Annotated in this window: 13 protein-coding genes; 6 read left to right on the top strand and 7 right to left on the bottom strand. The window is 58.7% G+C overall.

Features of this window, described 5'->3' with window-relative positions:
• Positions 1–12: 12 nt before the first annotated feature.
• Together ACP7D9_RS19600 and yaaA are read right to left on the bottom strand one after the other, a co-directional pair.
• Positions 13–1,329: a nucleotide sugar dehydrogenase gene (locus ACP7D9_RS19600; protein ID WP_016771595.1), complete on the bottom strand. Its 1,317-nt coding sequence runs from the start codon at positions 1,327–1,329 to the stop codon at positions 13–15.
• Between the two features lie 809 nt (positions 1,330–2,138).
• On the bottom strand, positions 2,139–2,918 hold the full coding sequence (yaaA, locus tag ACP7D9_RS19605; protein WP_426159231.1) for a peroxide stress protein YaaA: 780 nt from the start codon (positions 2,916–2,918) through the stop codon (positions 2,139–2,141).
• 320 nt (positions 2,919–3,238) lie between these two features.
• Between yaaA and ACP7D9_RS19610 the strand changes: the two genes are divergently transcribed.
• The 6 genes from ACP7D9_RS19610 to ACP7D9_RS19635 all read left to right on the top strand — a co-directional run bounded on the left by ACP7D9_RS19610 (position 3,239) and on the right by ACP7D9_RS19635 (position 8,516).
• Positions 3,239–4,363: a polysaccharide deacetylase family protein gene (locus ACP7D9_RS19610; protein ID WP_426159233.1), complete on the top strand. Its 1,125-nt coding sequence runs from the start codon at positions 3,239–3,241 to the stop codon at positions 4,361–4,363.
• Between the two features lie 336 nt (positions 4,364–4,699).
• Positions 4,700–6,094: a PhoH family protein gene (locus tag ACP7D9_RS19615; RefSeq protein ID WP_024011685.1), complete on the top strand. Its 1,395-nt coding sequence runs from the start codon at positions 4,700–4,702 to the stop codon at positions 6,092–6,094.
• Between the two features lie 239 nt (positions 6,095–6,333).
• Entirely contained in the window at positions 6,334–6,807 is a 474-nt protein-coding gene (gene moaC, locus ACP7D9_RS19620) for a cyclic pyranopterin monophosphate synthase MoaC (RefSeq protein WP_101159316.1), read from the top strand.
• Positions 6,804–7,046 (top strand): MoaD/ThiS family protein, encoded by a 243-nt coding sequence (locus ACP7D9_RS19625; protein ID WP_426159237.1) that lies wholly within the window; start codon positions 6,804–6,806, stop codon positions 7,044–7,046. Before moaC ends, ACP7D9_RS19625 begins: the two co-directional genes overlap by 4 nt.
• A 3-nt stretch (positions 7,047–7,049) precedes the next feature.
• Complete coding sequence (gene moaE / locus ACP7D9_RS19630; protein ID WP_312995338.1) at positions 7,050–7,502, top strand: molybdopterin synthase catalytic subunit MoaE; 453 nt, start codon at positions 7,050–7,052, stop codon at positions 7,500–7,502.
• A gap of 237 nt (positions 7,503–7,739) precedes the next feature.
• A complete protein-coding gene (locus tag ACP7D9_RS19635; protein ID WP_426159239.1) occupies positions 7,740–8,516 on the top strand; it encodes an ABC transporter substrate-binding protein in 777 nt (258 codons plus the stop codon).
• Positions 8,517–8,599: 83 nt separating this feature from the next.
• On the opposite strand, the gene ACP7D9_RS19640 is transcribed toward ACP7D9_RS19635, so the two are convergent.
• From ACP7D9_RS19640 to ACP7D9_RS19660, 5 genes are all read right to left on the bottom strand, one after another.
• A complete protein-coding gene (locus tag ACP7D9_RS19640; RefSeq protein ID WP_397480150.1) occupies positions 8,600–9,226 on the bottom strand; it encodes a helix-turn-helix transcriptional regulator in 627 nt (208 codons plus the stop codon).
• An 84-nt stretch (positions 9,227–9,310) separates the two neighbouring features.
• Complete coding sequence (locus ACP7D9_RS19645) at positions 9,311–10,438, bottom strand: NAD(P)/FAD-dependent oxidoreductase (protein WP_426159242.1); 1,128 nt, start codon at positions 10,436–10,438, stop codon at positions 9,311–9,313.
• Positions 10,439–10,569: 131 nt separating this feature from the next.
• On the bottom strand, positions 10,570–11,514 hold the full coding sequence (locus ACP7D9_RS19650; RefSeq protein ID WP_426159243.1) for an ornithine cyclodeaminase family protein: 945 nt from the start codon (positions 11,512–11,514) through the stop codon (positions 10,570–10,572).
• A gap of 116 nt (positions 11,515–11,630) precedes the next feature.
• On the bottom strand, positions 11,631–13,109 hold the full coding sequence (gene rhlB, locus ACP7D9_RS19655; protein ID WP_312995353.1) for an ATP-dependent RNA helicase RhlB: 1,479 nt from the start codon (positions 13,107–13,109) through the stop codon (positions 11,631–11,633).
• 96 nt (positions 13,110–13,205) lie between these two features.
• Positions 13,206–13,862 (bottom strand): alpha/beta hydrolase, encoded by a 657-nt coding sequence (locus tag ACP7D9_RS19660; protein ID WP_426159245.1) that lies wholly within the window; start codon positions 13,860–13,862, stop codon positions 13,206–13,208.
• Positions 13,863–14,215: the final 353 nt, after the last annotated feature.

Genomic DNA, 14,215 nt, shown 5'->3' on the forward strand with positions numbered 1-14,215 from the left:
CTTGGCGCTGCGTTACCAGCAAATACCTTCGGTGCGGCTACCGGCGCTGGTGGCCTTGGACATGAAGCCCACCAGGTCGATGACTTGCTTGCCCTGCGGCGCTTCCTGAGCCAGCGAACGGAATTTCTCGTCGCGGTTGCCGAGGATGATCACGTCGGAGTTGTCGATCACCGAATCGAAGTCCGAATTGAGCAGGGACGATACGTGCGGGATTTTCGACTCGATGTAGTCTTTGTTAGCGCCGTGAACACGGGCGTACTCGACGTTGCTGTCGTAGATGCTCAGGTCGTAACCCTTGCCGATCAGCATTTCGGCCAGTTCGACCAGCGGGCTTTCGCGCAGGTCGTCGGTGCCGGCCTTGAAGCTCAGACCGAGCAGGGCGACTTTGCGCTTTTCATGGCTTTCAACGATGTCGAAAGCGTTCTGCACTTGCGATTCGTTACTGCGCATCAGCGAGTTGAGCAGCGGCGCTTCGACGTCCAGCGAACCGGCGCGGTAGGTCAGGGCGCGGACGTCTTTTGGCAGGCACGAGCCGCCGAAGGCGAAGCCTGGGCGCATGTAGTACTGGGACAGGTTCAGGGTCTTGTCCTGGCAGACCACTTCCATCACTTCCCGGCCATCGACGCCGACCGCTTTGGCGATGTTGCCGATCTCGTTGGCGAAGGTCACTTTGGTCGCGTGCCAGACGTTGCAGGTGTACTTGATCATTTCGGCAACGGCGATGTCCTTGCGGATGATCGGTGCGTCGAGTTCTTCGTACAGCGATTGCAGAACGTCGCCCGACGCGGTATCGAACTCGCCGATAACGGTCATCGGTGGCTGATCGTAGTCAGCAATGGCGGTGGATTCACGCAGGAATTCAGGGTTGACCGCAACGCCGAAATCGACGCCGGCTTTCTTGCCCGAGCAGTCTTCCAGAATCGGGATGACCACGTTGGCCACGGTGCCTGGCAGCACGGTGCTGCGCACGACGATGGTGTGACGGGTGGTTTTTTCACGCAGGACGAAACCGATCTCGCGGCACACGGCCTCGATGTAGTTCAGTTCCAGATCGCCGTTCTTTTTGCTCGGCGTGCCGACGCAGATCATCGACAGGTCGGTATCACGAATCGCCTCGGCGAAGTTGGTCGTGCCGCGCAGACGACCGGTCTGGATACCCTGTTGCAGGAGTTCGCCCAGGCCCGGTTCAACAATCGGCGATTTGCCGGCGTTAATCATGTCGATCTTGTCTTTGGCAACATCGACGCCAACTACGTCATGGCCCCGTGCAGACAGGCAACCGGCACATACTGCGCCAACGTAACCCAAACCAAATATGCTGATGCGCATCGCAATTACCTCTGTATATATCAGGCCTTAGAAGGCCGGAGTTAATGGTGTTCAGCGGTCACTAGTGCACTCGGAAGTGCGGCTTACAGGCGCCACAATGCCGTGTGCAGGCATACAAAGTTCCGAGTGTCTAATAAGTGCACTCAAGATGTGCGCAACTAGGCCTTGTTGTTATGACTTGCCCTGTTATGCAGCCGATCTTCCGTGCGGGAAGACTCTAGTGCTGTCGTGTAGCCTGCCCGACGTCCGGTAGGGAGCCGTTAAATCAAGCAGTTAGGTGCTCAGGCGAGCACGTTTATAGGGGCGCGGCCTTGGCCTTTGTAGGGGATATTAATGGTGCGTATCTCCTGTCCTTCGATTGTTTTGAGACTCGTTAGTCACTCAGGCAAGTTGCTGTGACAACTTGGTTACATGGCTATCAGCTCTGCGTAAGTTATCTCGTACAAACTCGGCGAGAATCGTTACCGGTGGTATGAGCAACGCATTTGGACATAGTTCCAGCCCGCTCATCGTGCCAGCCGAAATTTTTTGAAATATTGATAAAGATGGCACTGGATGCAAATTGATAGCACTTGCTATTTCGCCCTTTAGTTCTGGGGCTAAAAGCGTGCTAGATAGTTTTGTGCCACTACTGCAAAAAAATTTAGGTGCCACTACTGAAAAAACTGACGAGTGTCGAGTGAAAGAAATCTTAGAAAAGACAGGGGTATTTTTTTGGCGCCATTAAACTGGCGAAATGTGGCGGAGGATTTCTGACATCGTGCGAGGTGCACGACTCTGGATGGAAAGAGTCGTGCATTGGGCATGCTTTATTCCGGGGCGTGGTCGCGCAAAAACACAAGATTGTCAGGTTTCGATTGCTCGGCGCTGTAGTGATAGCCCTGCACGTCAAATTGCTTGAGCTGAACGGGATCGTTGATGCGCTCCTGAATCACAAAACGACTCATCAGACCCCGTGCTTTCTTCGCATAGAAACTGATGATTTTATATTGGCCGTTTTTCTGATCCTTGAACTCCGTGTTGATGATTCGCGCATTCAACGCGCTGCGCTTGACCGCAGAAAAGTACTCGTTGGAAGCCAGATTGAGCAGCACATCATCGCCTTGCTCAGCCAGCGCCTCATTCAGCCATTCGCTGATGCGTGTGCCCCAGAACGCGTACAAATCCTTGCCACGGACGTTGGCCAGTTTGGTGCCCATCTCCAGACGATAAGGTTGCATCAGGTCCAGCGGGCGCAGCAGTCCATAAAGGCCGGAGAGCATACGCAGATGCTTTTGCGCGTAATCGAATTGCGCTTCGCTGAAGGACTGCGCGTCCAGGCCGGTGTACACATCGCCCTTGAATGCGAGCAGGGCCTGCTTGGCGTTTTCCGGGGTGAAAGCGGGTGTCCAACTGCCAAAACGCGCGGCGTTGAGGCCACCGATCTTGTCGGACACGTGCATCAACTCGCTGATCTGCGCCGGGCTCAGTTCGCGCAGTTGCTGGATCAGTTCCTGCGAATGGTCGAGGTACTGCGGCTGGGTAAAGCGTTGGGTCGCCGGCGGTGTTTCATAGTCGAGGGTCTTGGCGGGGGAAATCACCATCAGCATGAAGTCGTCTCCTTTAATCGTGGGGGCGATTCTAGGGGGTTGTCCGGGTTGACTCCAGCTATCAAGTCCATAGGTGATCGATGGCTCAACGCGAATCCATTGTGGGAGGGGGCTTGCTCCCGAAGAGGGCGTGTCAGGCGATGGTCGTTCCCACGCTCCGCGTGGGAATGCAGCCCGTGACGCTCTGCGTCACAGTCGTCGGACGCGGAGCGTCCGGGGAGGCGTTACCACGCAGAGCGTGGGAACGATCATCCGTGGCTGAGGGGAATAGGACAGGATCAGCTATAGTGCCGCGCGGGTTTTGTTATGGAGACATCCCTTTGCGCATTGTTCTTTTGTTTACCGCGTGGCTGCTGAGCTTCGGGGCCGTGGCGGCGCCCGGTGAGGCGGCGACGCTGGATCGCACAACCTGGCCGGAGCAGCTCGGCAATCCGACCCTGTTCGACGTCGCATCGCGAGCGGAAATCCTCATGTTCGCTCGCGGCCTGCTCGGTACCGAATCCATCGACGAGGCCGCACTGGCCCAGCGCCTGGGGCTGCGCACGGTCAATATCGATGCGGTCAATCAGCTGCGCCAGCGTCTCTGGCAGCGCTTGCTGGCCAACTACAACTACGCCCAGCAAAGCTGCGATCAGGACGCCTCGTTCTGCTTCCTCGTCGAAGACCTGCCGACCCTGCGTGAGCAAGCGGCCAAGTTCGTGGTCAGCGACGACAGCTATTACACCAAGTGGGCCGAGCCGAGCCGGATCTTCCATTTGCAGTACCTCGACGAGTTGATGCGCAAGGCCGCGCTGTCACCGCAAACGAGTAATGAGTTCGATCGTTTCGGCGACTACGAGCGTAACGGCGACGAGATGCACGACCGACTGTTTCTGCTGACCTTCGACAGCGGCGCCAACGTGCAACCGGACAATACCGACTGGCTGACCGAGTACCTGCGCAAGTCCAATCTGAGCGCAACGTTCTTTGTGCTGGGCAAGGATATTCAGGCACGACTCGCTGGCCGTTCGGTCAGCAGTCTGCAGGCGAGCTTTTCCCGGCAGTGCGTTGGCGTCCAGGGCTGGGAGTTCCGCTCCCACAGCCATTGGCAGGACTGGCAGGATTCGGTACGACGCAGTGCCGATCTGGTGAAGAACAAGTTGCCGGAAAACTACGTGCCGCTGTTCCGTCCACCGGATGGCCAGCGCCGCAGTGACGCACAAGGTTTCTTCAATAGCCAGGGCTTGCAAGTAGCGCTGTGGGACATCGATGCCCAGGACGGTGCCGGCAAGCTCAAGGGCCCGGCAAGCGCGCAGCGGGTGTTGACCCTGATGCTGCTGTGGCGGCACGGGGTGATCAATTTCAACATGAAACAGGATGCAGTGAAGACGTCGCTGCCGTGGCTGATCACCCAGACTGCGCAGAGCGGCATTGGGTGGGAAGACTGTCAGGACGCCTTTCGTTGAGAAAGACGAAAGGCCCGAAAACATTGGGCTTGGGGTGATTTTTGTAGGAGGTTCGATGCAGGCGGACTTCCGACTTTAGCGGTGTCCGGGGAGTCCGCCAAGGGCTTTTCGTCACTCTGCAAAATAAACTTAAAAAAACCGTCAAAGTGCTTTTTTATGTCATCGGTTTTGGAGTATTACGAAGACAGACCGCCGAAACCTGCAACACAGGTGGCGTCTTCCCAGACTCCTACTGTGTGCAGTTCATCCAGGCCCTCGTGGATGAATCGGCAGTCACCTCGAGGCGCAGCACTGTCAAGGTATTGCGTCGAATGGCTCCCACAAAGGTGACCGAGTATGGATGATCACGGACGCAGCCCTTCCTCCAACCAGCCAATCCTGTATGTACTCGATACCAACGTATTGATTCACGATCCAAATGCCCTGCTGAATTTCGAAGAACACCACGTCGCCATCCCGATGACCGTGCTGGAGGAGCTGGACAAGCTCAAGAGCGGCCACCACAGCGTGGCCGCCGAATGCCGCCAGGCGATCCGCCTGATCGACAAGACCCTGGGCGATGCGTCCCCCGAGGACGTCGAACTGGGCGTGCCGATCCAGCGCGGCAAGGGCGGGCCGAAGGGCTTGCTGTCAATTCTGATGAGCAAGCAGGCCGAGTCGAACCTGATTCTGCCCGAGCACCTGAACGACAACAAAATCATCAACCAACTGATTGATCTGCACACCCGCGACCCGCAGAAACCGGTAGTGCTGGTCACCAAAGACATCAACATGCGCCTGAAGGCGCGCGCCTGTGGCATCGACGCCGAGGACTACAGCACCGACCAGTTGGTCGATGACGTATCCCTGCTGCCCAACGGCTACCACAACATGACCGGCTCCTTCTGGGACCGCGTGAGCAAGGTCGAAACCCGGCAGGACCACGGCCGCACCTGGCATCAGGTGCAACTGATCGACAACCTGCCGGCCGTGCACATCAACGAGTTCATCATTGACGAGCAGGGCTTTGTCGGCTGGATCAAGGAAATCCAGGAAGACAGGCTGCTGATCCTCGACCTGCATCAGGAACCGCTGCTGCATCAGGAGGCGTGGGGGCTGAAGCCGCGCGACATCTATCAGAGTCTGGCGCTGTACGCGCTGCTTGATCCGGACATTCATCTGGTCAACCTGTCCGGCGCCGCCGGTTCCGGCAAAACCATTCTGGCGCTGGCCGCGGCGATCGAGCAGACCATGGTCAGCAAACGTTATCGCCGCATCATCGCCACCCGCAGCGTGCAGGGCCTGGACCAGGAAATCGGTTTCCTGCCCGGCACCGAAGCGGAAAAAATGGAGCCTTGGCTGGGCGCCATCACCGACAACCTCGAAGCCTTGCACATGGATGACGAAAACACCCATGGCAGCGTCGACTACATCCTCAGCAAAGTGCCGCTGCAGTTCAAATCGCTCAACTACATTCGTGGGCGCAGCTTCCAGCAGAGCCTGATCCTGATCGACGAATGCCAGAACCTCACGCCGCACCAGATGAAAACCATCATCACTCGTGCCGGCGCCGGTTCCAAAGTGGTATGCCTGGGCAATCTGGCACAGATCGACACGCCTTACCTGTCCGCGACCAGCTCCGGGCTGACCTACCTGACCGAACGCTTCAAGGATTTCCCCAACGGTGTGCACATCACCCTGCAAGGGGTGCCTCGCTCGATTCTGGCTGAATACGCAGAGTCGCATTTGTAATCCCTCCCCCCGAACCGGGCGGCCCCGAAAGCTGCCCGGTTTTTTTATGCCCACGCAAATCAAAATGTGGGAGCGGGCTTGCTCGCGAAAGCGGTATGTCAGGCAATATCAAAGGTGACTGATCCACCGCTTTCGCGAGCAAGCCCGCTCCCACAGGGATTTGCGTAATGGCGGTGATCGCGCTCGCAGACATCTGACCCACAGGTTTACAATCCACGCTCCTGATCAGGAGTAATCCCGTGCTGACTCATCTCGATTCCCAAGGTCGCGCCAACATGGTCGACGTCACTGAAAAAGCCGTGACGTTCCGTGAAGCGACCGCTCAAGCGCTGGTGCGCATGCTTCCTGAAACCCTGCAGATGATCGTCAGCGGCGGTCATCCCAAGGGTGATGTGTTCGCCGTGGCACGCATTGCCGGGATTCAGGCGGCGAAGAAAACCAGCGATCTGATTCCGCTGTGCCATCCGCTGATGCTGACGGGTGTGAAAGTCGAACTCAACGCCGAGGGTAATGACAGTGTGCGCATCGTCGCCCGCTGCAAGTTGTCCGGGCAGACCGGCGTCGAAATGGAAGCGCTTACTGCCGCCAGCGTTGCCGCCCTGACCATTTACGACATGTGCAAGGCCGTCGATCGTGGCATGACCATCGAAAGCGTGCGTCTGTTGGAAAAAGTCGGCGGCAAAAGCGGCCACTTCCAGGCGGAGCAGCCATGAAACTGACCGTTAAGTTTTTTGCCCGTTACCGTGAAGCGCTGGGCGTGGATTCGGTGGAAGTAGAAGGCGATTTCAACACCATCGACGATGTGCGCGCATTGCTGGCGCAACGTGATGGCGCCGAGGTGATGAGCGAGCAGAACCTGATGTGCGCGCGCAACGAAGATCTCTGCCAACTCGACGAGCCAGTGGTCGATGGTGACGAAGTGGCTTTTTTCCCCACCGTGACCGGAGGCTGAGCCATGGTGATTCGCGTGCAGGCGGCACCGTTTGATCCCGGTGCTGAAGTCAATGCGATGCATGCGGCTAATGTCGGCGTCGGCGCGGTGGTGAGTTTTGTCGGTTATGTACGCGACTTCAACGACGGCCGCGACGTGGCCGGGATGTTTCTCGAGCACTATCCGGGCATGACCGAAAAAGCCCTCGGCAAGATCGCTGTCGAAGCTGAGCAGCGCTGGCCGCTGTTGAAACTGGAAGTGCTGCACCGCATCGGCGCGCTGGAGCCGGGCGAGCCGATCGTCTTCGTCGGCGCCGCCAGCGCTCATCGCCAGGCCGCGTTCGATGCCTGCGCCTTCGTCATGGACTACCTGAAAACCCGCGCACCGTTCTGGAAGAAAGAAAACACCAGCGACGGCCCGCGCTGGGTTGAAGGGCGCGACAGTGATCATGCGGCTGCGGATCGCTGGAAGCAGTAATTCTTGTGGTGTTCTCCCGTAAGCCTTCGCGAGCAAGCCCGCTCCCACCTTGGATCTGAGTCGTTCGCCGATCCAGCGTAGGAGCGGGCTTGCTCGCGACGGGGCCTTGCGAAACACCAAAAATCCTCTCTCTTTGCCTGATTGACGATTGGTACATCTAAGTCCAGTATGGATTTACAAGTACAAAAAAGACCGCTGTCTTTCCGCTGCTCTTCACAACTTCGCGAGAGAACGAACATGAAGAAACTCCCCCTCATCACCGGTCTGGCCCTCAGTCTGTTGGCTTGCGCCAGCACCTTCGCCGCCGAGAAAACCCTGCGCATCGGCATCGAAGCCGCTTACCCGCCGTTCGCTTCGAAAACCGACAAAGGTGAAATCGTCGGTTTCGACTACGACATCGGCAATGCCCTGTGTGCGCAGATGAAGGTCAAGTGCGTGTGGGTCGAGGGTGAGTTCGACGGCCTGATTCCGTCGTTGAAAGTGAAGAAGATCGACATGGCGCTGTCGTCGATGACCATCAACGAAGATCGCAAGAAGTCGGTGGATTTCAGCCACAAGTATTACTTCACTTCTTCGCGTCTGGTGATGAAAGAGGGCGCCAGCGTCGACGATCAATACGCCAGCCTCAAGGGCAAGAACGTCGGTGTGCAACGCGCGACCACTACCGATCGTTTCGCCACCGAGGTGTTCGAACCCAAGGGCATCAACGTCAAGCGCTACAGTAACAACGAAGAGATCTACATGGACCTGGCGGCCGGGCGCCTCGATGCGATTTTCGCCGACACCATCCCGCTCAATGACTTTCTGTCGATGCCGCGCGGCCAGGGTTATGCGTTTGTCGGGCCGGAGCTGAAGGATCCGAAGTACGTCGGCGAGGGGGCCGGGATTGCGGTGCGCAAGGGCAATGCCGAACTGGTCAGCCAGCTGAACAGCGCCATCGACGGGATTCGTGCGAGCGGCGAGTATCAGAAGATTTCCGAGAGGTATTTCAAGGCCGATATCTACGGTGACTGATAAAAAGATCGCAGCCTTCGGCAGCTCCTACATGGGAATGCGTTCTCCTGTAGGAGCTGCCGGAGGCTGCGATCTTTTGATTTTCAGCCCTTCAATTCCTTCAAATGCTTGTACACCGTCGCCCGGCCCATGTTCAGCACATTGGCCACATAGTTCGAGGCGCTCTTGCCCTTGAACGCTCCTTCGGCGTGCAGCGCCAATACCAGTTCGCGTTTGTGATCGCGGGTCAGCAGGTTCAGGCTCAACTGCCGCTCGCGCAGCCAGGCGTGGAGGAAGGTATTGATGCGTTCCTGCCAGTCATCACGAAACAGTGAGTCCGGTTGCGGAATCAGTTTGCTCGGTGACAGGAACAGGTCCAGCGCCGCTTTGGCGTTTTCGAACAATGAGATGTTAAGGTTGATGCACAGCACCGCCAGCGGACGACTTTCGCCGTCGCGCAACACGGTGCTCAGGCTGCGAATTTTCTGACCGTCCCAGTTGAGCTTTTCGTACGGGCCGATGTTCCTGTCGCTGACATCCTCGCTGAGCATGTCTTCCAGCGACGAGTCGTCGCCGAGCTCGCGCTTGGACAGGTTGTTGGCGATGTAGTCGACCTTCTGCGTACGCAGGTCGTGCAACACCACCTCGGCATGAGGGAAGAACAGCGTAGCGATGGCGTCGGCGATGGCGCGGAAGTTATCCAGCGCCGGGTCGAATTCGGGGGCAGTCATGACAGTGGAGCTCCAGGCAGCGTCAGCGCCCCTTGTGCCGGGGCGCTGCGAGTGTGCCGCAATCTCTGGGATGAGTCGATGCGATCAAGTCAGTCGAGCGGGGGAGAGCATGGCGCTGTCCAGGCCGAATTCGTGCAGGTGCTCGGGTAGCGGCTCGCCGCGCACCAGCGCCGCACTGGCCTGGCCCATCGCCGGTGACGTCTGAATGCCGTAACCGCCCTGCGCAGCAACCCAGAACAGCCCCGGTACCTGCGGGTCGAAACCGCTGAGCAGATCACCGTCAGCGACGAAACTGCGCAAGCCAGCCCAGGTGCGCGTCGGGCGGCGGATGGTCAGCGTGGTGGCTTCTTCGATCTGGTAGATGCCCATGGCGATGTCGAGTTCTTCCGGCTGCACGTCATGCGGTTCGACAGGATCGGCATTGGCCGGCGAGCCGAGGAACATACCGGCGTCGGGCTTCATGTAGAAGGATTCGTCGAGGCTGACCAGCATCGGCCAATGATGAATATCCACGCCTTCAGGACCGGCAAAGATAAACGCAGCGCGACGTTTCGGTTGCAGGCCCAGCGGCCGGGCGCCTGCCAAAGCGCCGATCCTGTCGGCCCAGGCGCCGGCGGCATTGATGAGCACCGGTGTGCTGAAAGTCTCGCCGCTGGTTTGCACGTGCCAGATGCCTTCGGCATCGCGACTCAGGCCCAGCACTTCGCAATCGGTGCGGACTTCGCCGTGGTTGCGCCGAATCCCGCGCAGATAGCCCTGATGCAGCGCATCAGTATCAATGTCGCAGGCCGAAGGATCATAGATCGCGCCGTGGACTTTGTCCCGGCGCAGAATCGGCAGGCGTGCGCAGGCTTCTTCGGCAGTGAGCAATTGCATCTGCGGCACGGTGGCTTTGGCGCTGAGGTATTGGTTGTTCAGTTCGGCGGGGTCACCGATGAAATCGACGGTCATTTCGCCGCGCGGGGTCAGCAGCGGATGCTCGCAGAAACCGCTCGGCGGGTGGTCGAAGAACGCGCGGCTGGCCTGAGTCAGTGCGCGTACCTGTGCGGTGCCGTAGGCGGCGGTGTACAACGCAGCGGAACGACCGGTGGAGTGATAGCCGGGATGAGATTCACGCTCGAGCACGATCACTTTGCAGTGCGGGGCCAGCCAGAACCCGGTGGAAGCGCCGGCAATCCCGCCGCCGATGATGATGAAATCTGCGTGGTTCATGAAAACTCCAAGGCTATCGAGAACTCTGTAGGAGTTGTCGAGTGAAACGAGGCTGCGATCTTTTGATCTCGATCTTGAAAACAGGATCAAAGATCGCAGCCTTCGGCAGCTCCTACAGGGGACATGTGGTGTCAGTGGTGCAGGTGATAAACCGCATTGGCGAGCGCAATGTCTTCCAGGCCCAAGCCGATCGAACGGAAAAACACATGCCGATGGTAATCGGGCCGTGCAGTCTTCTCGCTGAGCAAATCCGCCAGATCGCCAACAATCGACTCCTTGTTCCAGCCATGCTGCTCGGCCGCAATCAACATCTCACCCGCAGACGCCGGGGTGGTCAGACGATAGTCGCAGAACACCTGCATGTCGTTGAGGCTGCCCGGCGGCACCTCATGCGCGCGTGGGGCGTTGGTGCTGATGGAGGTGATCAACGCCGGTTTGCTCAATTCGGCAGGATCAATCACCGGCCCGGCCGACGAGGTGCAGAGCATGATCACCTGCGCGTCGGCGATGGCGGACTCGCGGCTATCGGCAATCTTCAATGGCGGCGCGATGGCCTTCAATACGGCCTGAGTTTCGGCATCTTCCATCAGCGAAGGGGAATAAAGGGTAATGCTCTGCCAGTCGCGCACGGATCTGACGTAATGCAGGTGCGCTTGAGCGACCTTGCCGCTGCCGATGATCGCCAGTCGCTGAGCATTCAGCGGCGCGAGTGCATCGACCGCTACCGCCGTGGTTGCAGCCGTGCGCGCGACGGTCAGTTCACCGGCATCACAGAGCAAGAGCGGCTGGCCGGTTTGCATCGACATCAACAGGGTCCACGCCGTCACCAGCGCACCCTGCTCACGAACGATGTACGGCGAAGTCTTCACCCCGTAGACGCCGTCCTCGGCCAGCACACCGAGATAATTGATGAAGTCGCCAGCACCCTTGGGAAACTCCACCAACTGCTGAGCTGGCTGCACGGCGTTACCGGCCGCGAGATCGCGGAACAGTTTGCGCAGAATCTCCGGCACATCGATGCATGCCAGGAGCTCACGGGCCTGAGCTTGATTGATCACATAGGGGGTGCTGGACATTTTTGCTCCAAAACTAAACTTATTTTTCCATTATGGACTTTTAGTTCTGGCGAGCAACCATCGGGCATAAAAAAAGCGCAGTCCGTTTCCGGCTGCGCTTTTTCATACCGCGACGCTTACTGCGGACGCTTGCGCTCAACCGCGCGCAGCAGATGCGTCGGCGGCGTTTCGCAGCTGATCTTGCGACCGAGTTTCTCTTCGATGGACGGCAACTGATACGAGTCATCTTCACCAGCAAAGCTGATCGACACACCATCGGCCCCCGCGCGACCGGTACGGCCGATGCGGTGCACGTAGTCGTCCGGCACTTCAGGCAGGGTGAAGTTGATCACATGGCTGATGCCGTCGATGTGAATGCCGCGACCGGCGACATCGGTGGCCACCAGCACGCGGATCTTGCCTTCGCGGAAACCTTCCAGGGTTTTGATGCGCTTGTGCTGCGGCACGTCGCCGGACAGTTGCGCGGCGTTGATGCCGTCACGCACCAGACGCTCTTCGATGCGGCGCACTTCGTCCTTGCGGTTGGCGAACACGATCACGCGCTCCCAGCCGTTGTCGTTGACCAGGTTGTAGAGCAGTTTGTATTTGTCGGCTGCGGCCACGGCATAGATGTGCTGCTCGACGTTCTCGTTGGCGACGTTGGTGATTTCGATTTCGACGATCGCCGGGTCAGTGGTCCATTGCTTGGCGAGGTTCATCACGTCTTCGGTGAAGGTCGCGGAGAACAGCAGGGTCTGGCGCTCGGATTTCGGTGGGGTCTGGCGAATGATCTGCCGCACCTGCGGGATGAAACCCATGTCGAGCATGCGGTCGGCTTCGTCCAGCACCATCACTTCGACCATGTCCAGGTGCACGTCGCCGCGCTGGTTGAAGTCGAGCAGGCGGCCCGGTGTGGCGACAAGGATGTCGCAGTGGCGCGCTTCGAGGTGCTTGAGCTGTTTGTCGAAATCCATGCCGCCGACAAACGTCATCACGTTGAGGCCGGTGTACTTGGTCAGGTCAGCGGCGTCCTTGGCGATCTGCACCACCAGTTCGCGTGTCGGCGCAATGATCAGCGCGCGCGGCTCGCCCATGTAGCGTTCTTTCGGCGGCGGCGTCTGCAGCAACTGGGTGATGATCGAGATCAGGAACGCGGCGGTTTTGCCGGTGCCTGTCTGCGCGCGGCCGATGGCGTCTTTGCCGGCGAGGGTGAAGCCCAGCACCTGCGCTTGGATCGGCGTGCAATACGGAAAGCCCAGATCCTGGATGGCGTGCATCAGTTCCGGGGCGAGTTTGAAATCGTGAAAGCGGGTCTTGCCTTCCTGAGGCTCGACGACGAAGTCTTCGAGTTTCCATGGAATCACCGGTGCCTTGGGCTTCGGTTCGCGACGCGGTCTGGCCGGTTTCGGCGCTTCGCTGCGCGCAGGCTCGGCGGCGATTGGCGCGGCCGTAACGGGTTTTTCTTCTGGCGTCGGTGCGGCTGCGGGAGCGGGGCGGTCGGCCTGCGGGGCATCGGTGCGATGACCGGGGGCGTGCGACGGCGCACTGGGAACTGGCGCGAGCTGCTCAGCCTCGCTTTTACCGAACATTTTCTTGAGTGCTTTGAGCACGGTCATCTCATCAATTGGTTAAGGAATGTACGCCGGCCAGTGTAATGCAAGAAACGGGCGCGGCGTAGTAGGAGGGATCAAAGGGCAGGGATTGGCCGCAAATCAGCGCAGGCGTTCGCTCAGCCAGACGCCAATGTCGCGAATCTCTTCAGGTAACACTTCGTGCTCCATTGGGTATTCCTGCCATGTCACGGTGACACCATGCTTCTTCAGATGCTCATAAGCGCTGCGGCCCATCGAGTTCTGCACCACGTTATCGAATTGTCCATGCAGTGAAAGCACCGGAATGCGTTGCTGGCTGGCGGACAATTCCAGTTCATCACTGAACGTCGGGGCATAAGTCGACAACGCCAGAACGCCACCCAACGGCCCCTGCCACTTCACAAAAGCGGTGTGCAGCACTACGGCGCCGCCTTGGGAAAAACCGGCGAGAAAAATCCGCGAGGCGTCTATTCCGCTGGCGCGCTCGTTTTCGATCAGTTCAATGATGCGATCCGCCGAGGCTTCCAGCTCGTCGAGATCGATTGCCCGTGCCGGGCTCATTGCCTTGATGTCGTACCAGCTGGGCATGGCATATCCGCCATTTATCGTCACCGGACGCGTCGGCGCCTGCGGCAGCACAAAACGTGTGCTCAGCAGATTTTCCTGCAGTGCCTCGGCCACCGGAAGGAAGTCATAGCGGTCGGCGCCGAGGCCGTGCAGCCAGATTACGCAGGCATCTGCAGGCTTAACAGGCTGAAGAATCAAGGGCTCGGTCATGGCTGCTCCAAAAATGTGCGGGCGCTCTCATTGAGTGCGTGATCGAAGTGCGCGCCCGGTTGATCCGTTAACAAGATGTCGCAAGGTTACAAGTTTTGCTATTGACGTGTCGCGCAATCACTTTGCCAAGCGGTGTGGTACGGCGTTTGCTATGGAGGTTTCCGTACGAAGCGTCCTACACGTGGCGGTAACACTATCAGTCTACGGCGCGCGATGGGACAGCAACGAATCCGGTGATGGATGTTCGCCAATGGCCGCTACGGGCTTAGCGAACGTGAAAGGGCTACAGCCCGTTCGGCCGATTGGTGAGAAGTGAGTGATCCATGACGTGGATTTTCTCCTACTAGACTCAT

Source organism: Pseudomonas sp. TSRC2-2 (assembly GCF_049897785.1).
Classification (GTDB): Bacteria; Pseudomonadota; Gammaproteobacteria; order Pseudomonadales; family Pseudomonadaceae; genus Aquipseudomonas.

Bases quoted from the DNA above. Each gene is read 5' to 3' on its own strand.
- moaE (WP_312995338.1), top strand. From the start codon at position 7,050: ATGGTGATTCGCGTGCAGGCGGCACCGTTTGATCCCGGTGCTGAAGTC.
- ACP7D9_RS19615 (WP_024011685.1), top strand. From the start codon at position 4,700: ATGGATGATCACGGACGCAGCCCTTCCTCCAACCAGCCAATCCTGTAT.
- yaaA (WP_426159231.1), bottom strand. From the start codon at position 2,918: ATGCTGATGGTGATTTCCCCCGCCAAGACCCTCGACTATGAAACACCG.
- ACP7D9_RS19600 (WP_016771595.1), bottom strand. From the start codon at position 1,329: ATGCGCATCAGCATATTTGGTTTGGGTTACGTTGGCGCAGTATGTGCC.
- rhlB (WP_312995353.1), bottom strand. From the start codon at position 13,109: ATGACCGTGCTCAAAGCACTCAAGAAAATGTTCGGTAAAAGCGAGGCT.
- ACP7D9_RS19650 (WP_426159243.1), bottom strand. From the start codon at position 11,514: ATGTCCAGCACCCCCTATGTGATCAATCAAGCTCAGGCCCGTGAGCTC.
- ACP7D9_RS19645 (WP_426159242.1), bottom strand. From the start codon at position 10,438: ATGAACCACGCAGATTTCATCATCATCGGCGGCGGGATTGCCGGCGCT.
- ACP7D9_RS19635 (WP_426159239.1), top strand. From the start codon at position 7,740: ATGAAGAAACTCCCCCTCATCACCGGTCTGGCCCTCAGTCTGTTGGCT.
- ACP7D9_RS19640 (WP_397480150.1), bottom strand. From the start codon at position 9,226: ATGACTGCCCCCGAATTCGACCCGGCGCTGGATAACTTCCGCGCCATC.
- ACP7D9_RS19625 (WP_426159237.1), top strand. From the start codon at position 6,804: ATGAAACTGACCGTTAAGTTTTTTGCCCGTTACCGTGAAGCGCTGGGC.
- ACP7D9_RS19660 (WP_426159245.1), bottom strand. From the start codon at position 13,862: ATGACCGAGCCCTTGATTCTTCAGCCTGTTAAGCCTGCAGATGCCTGC.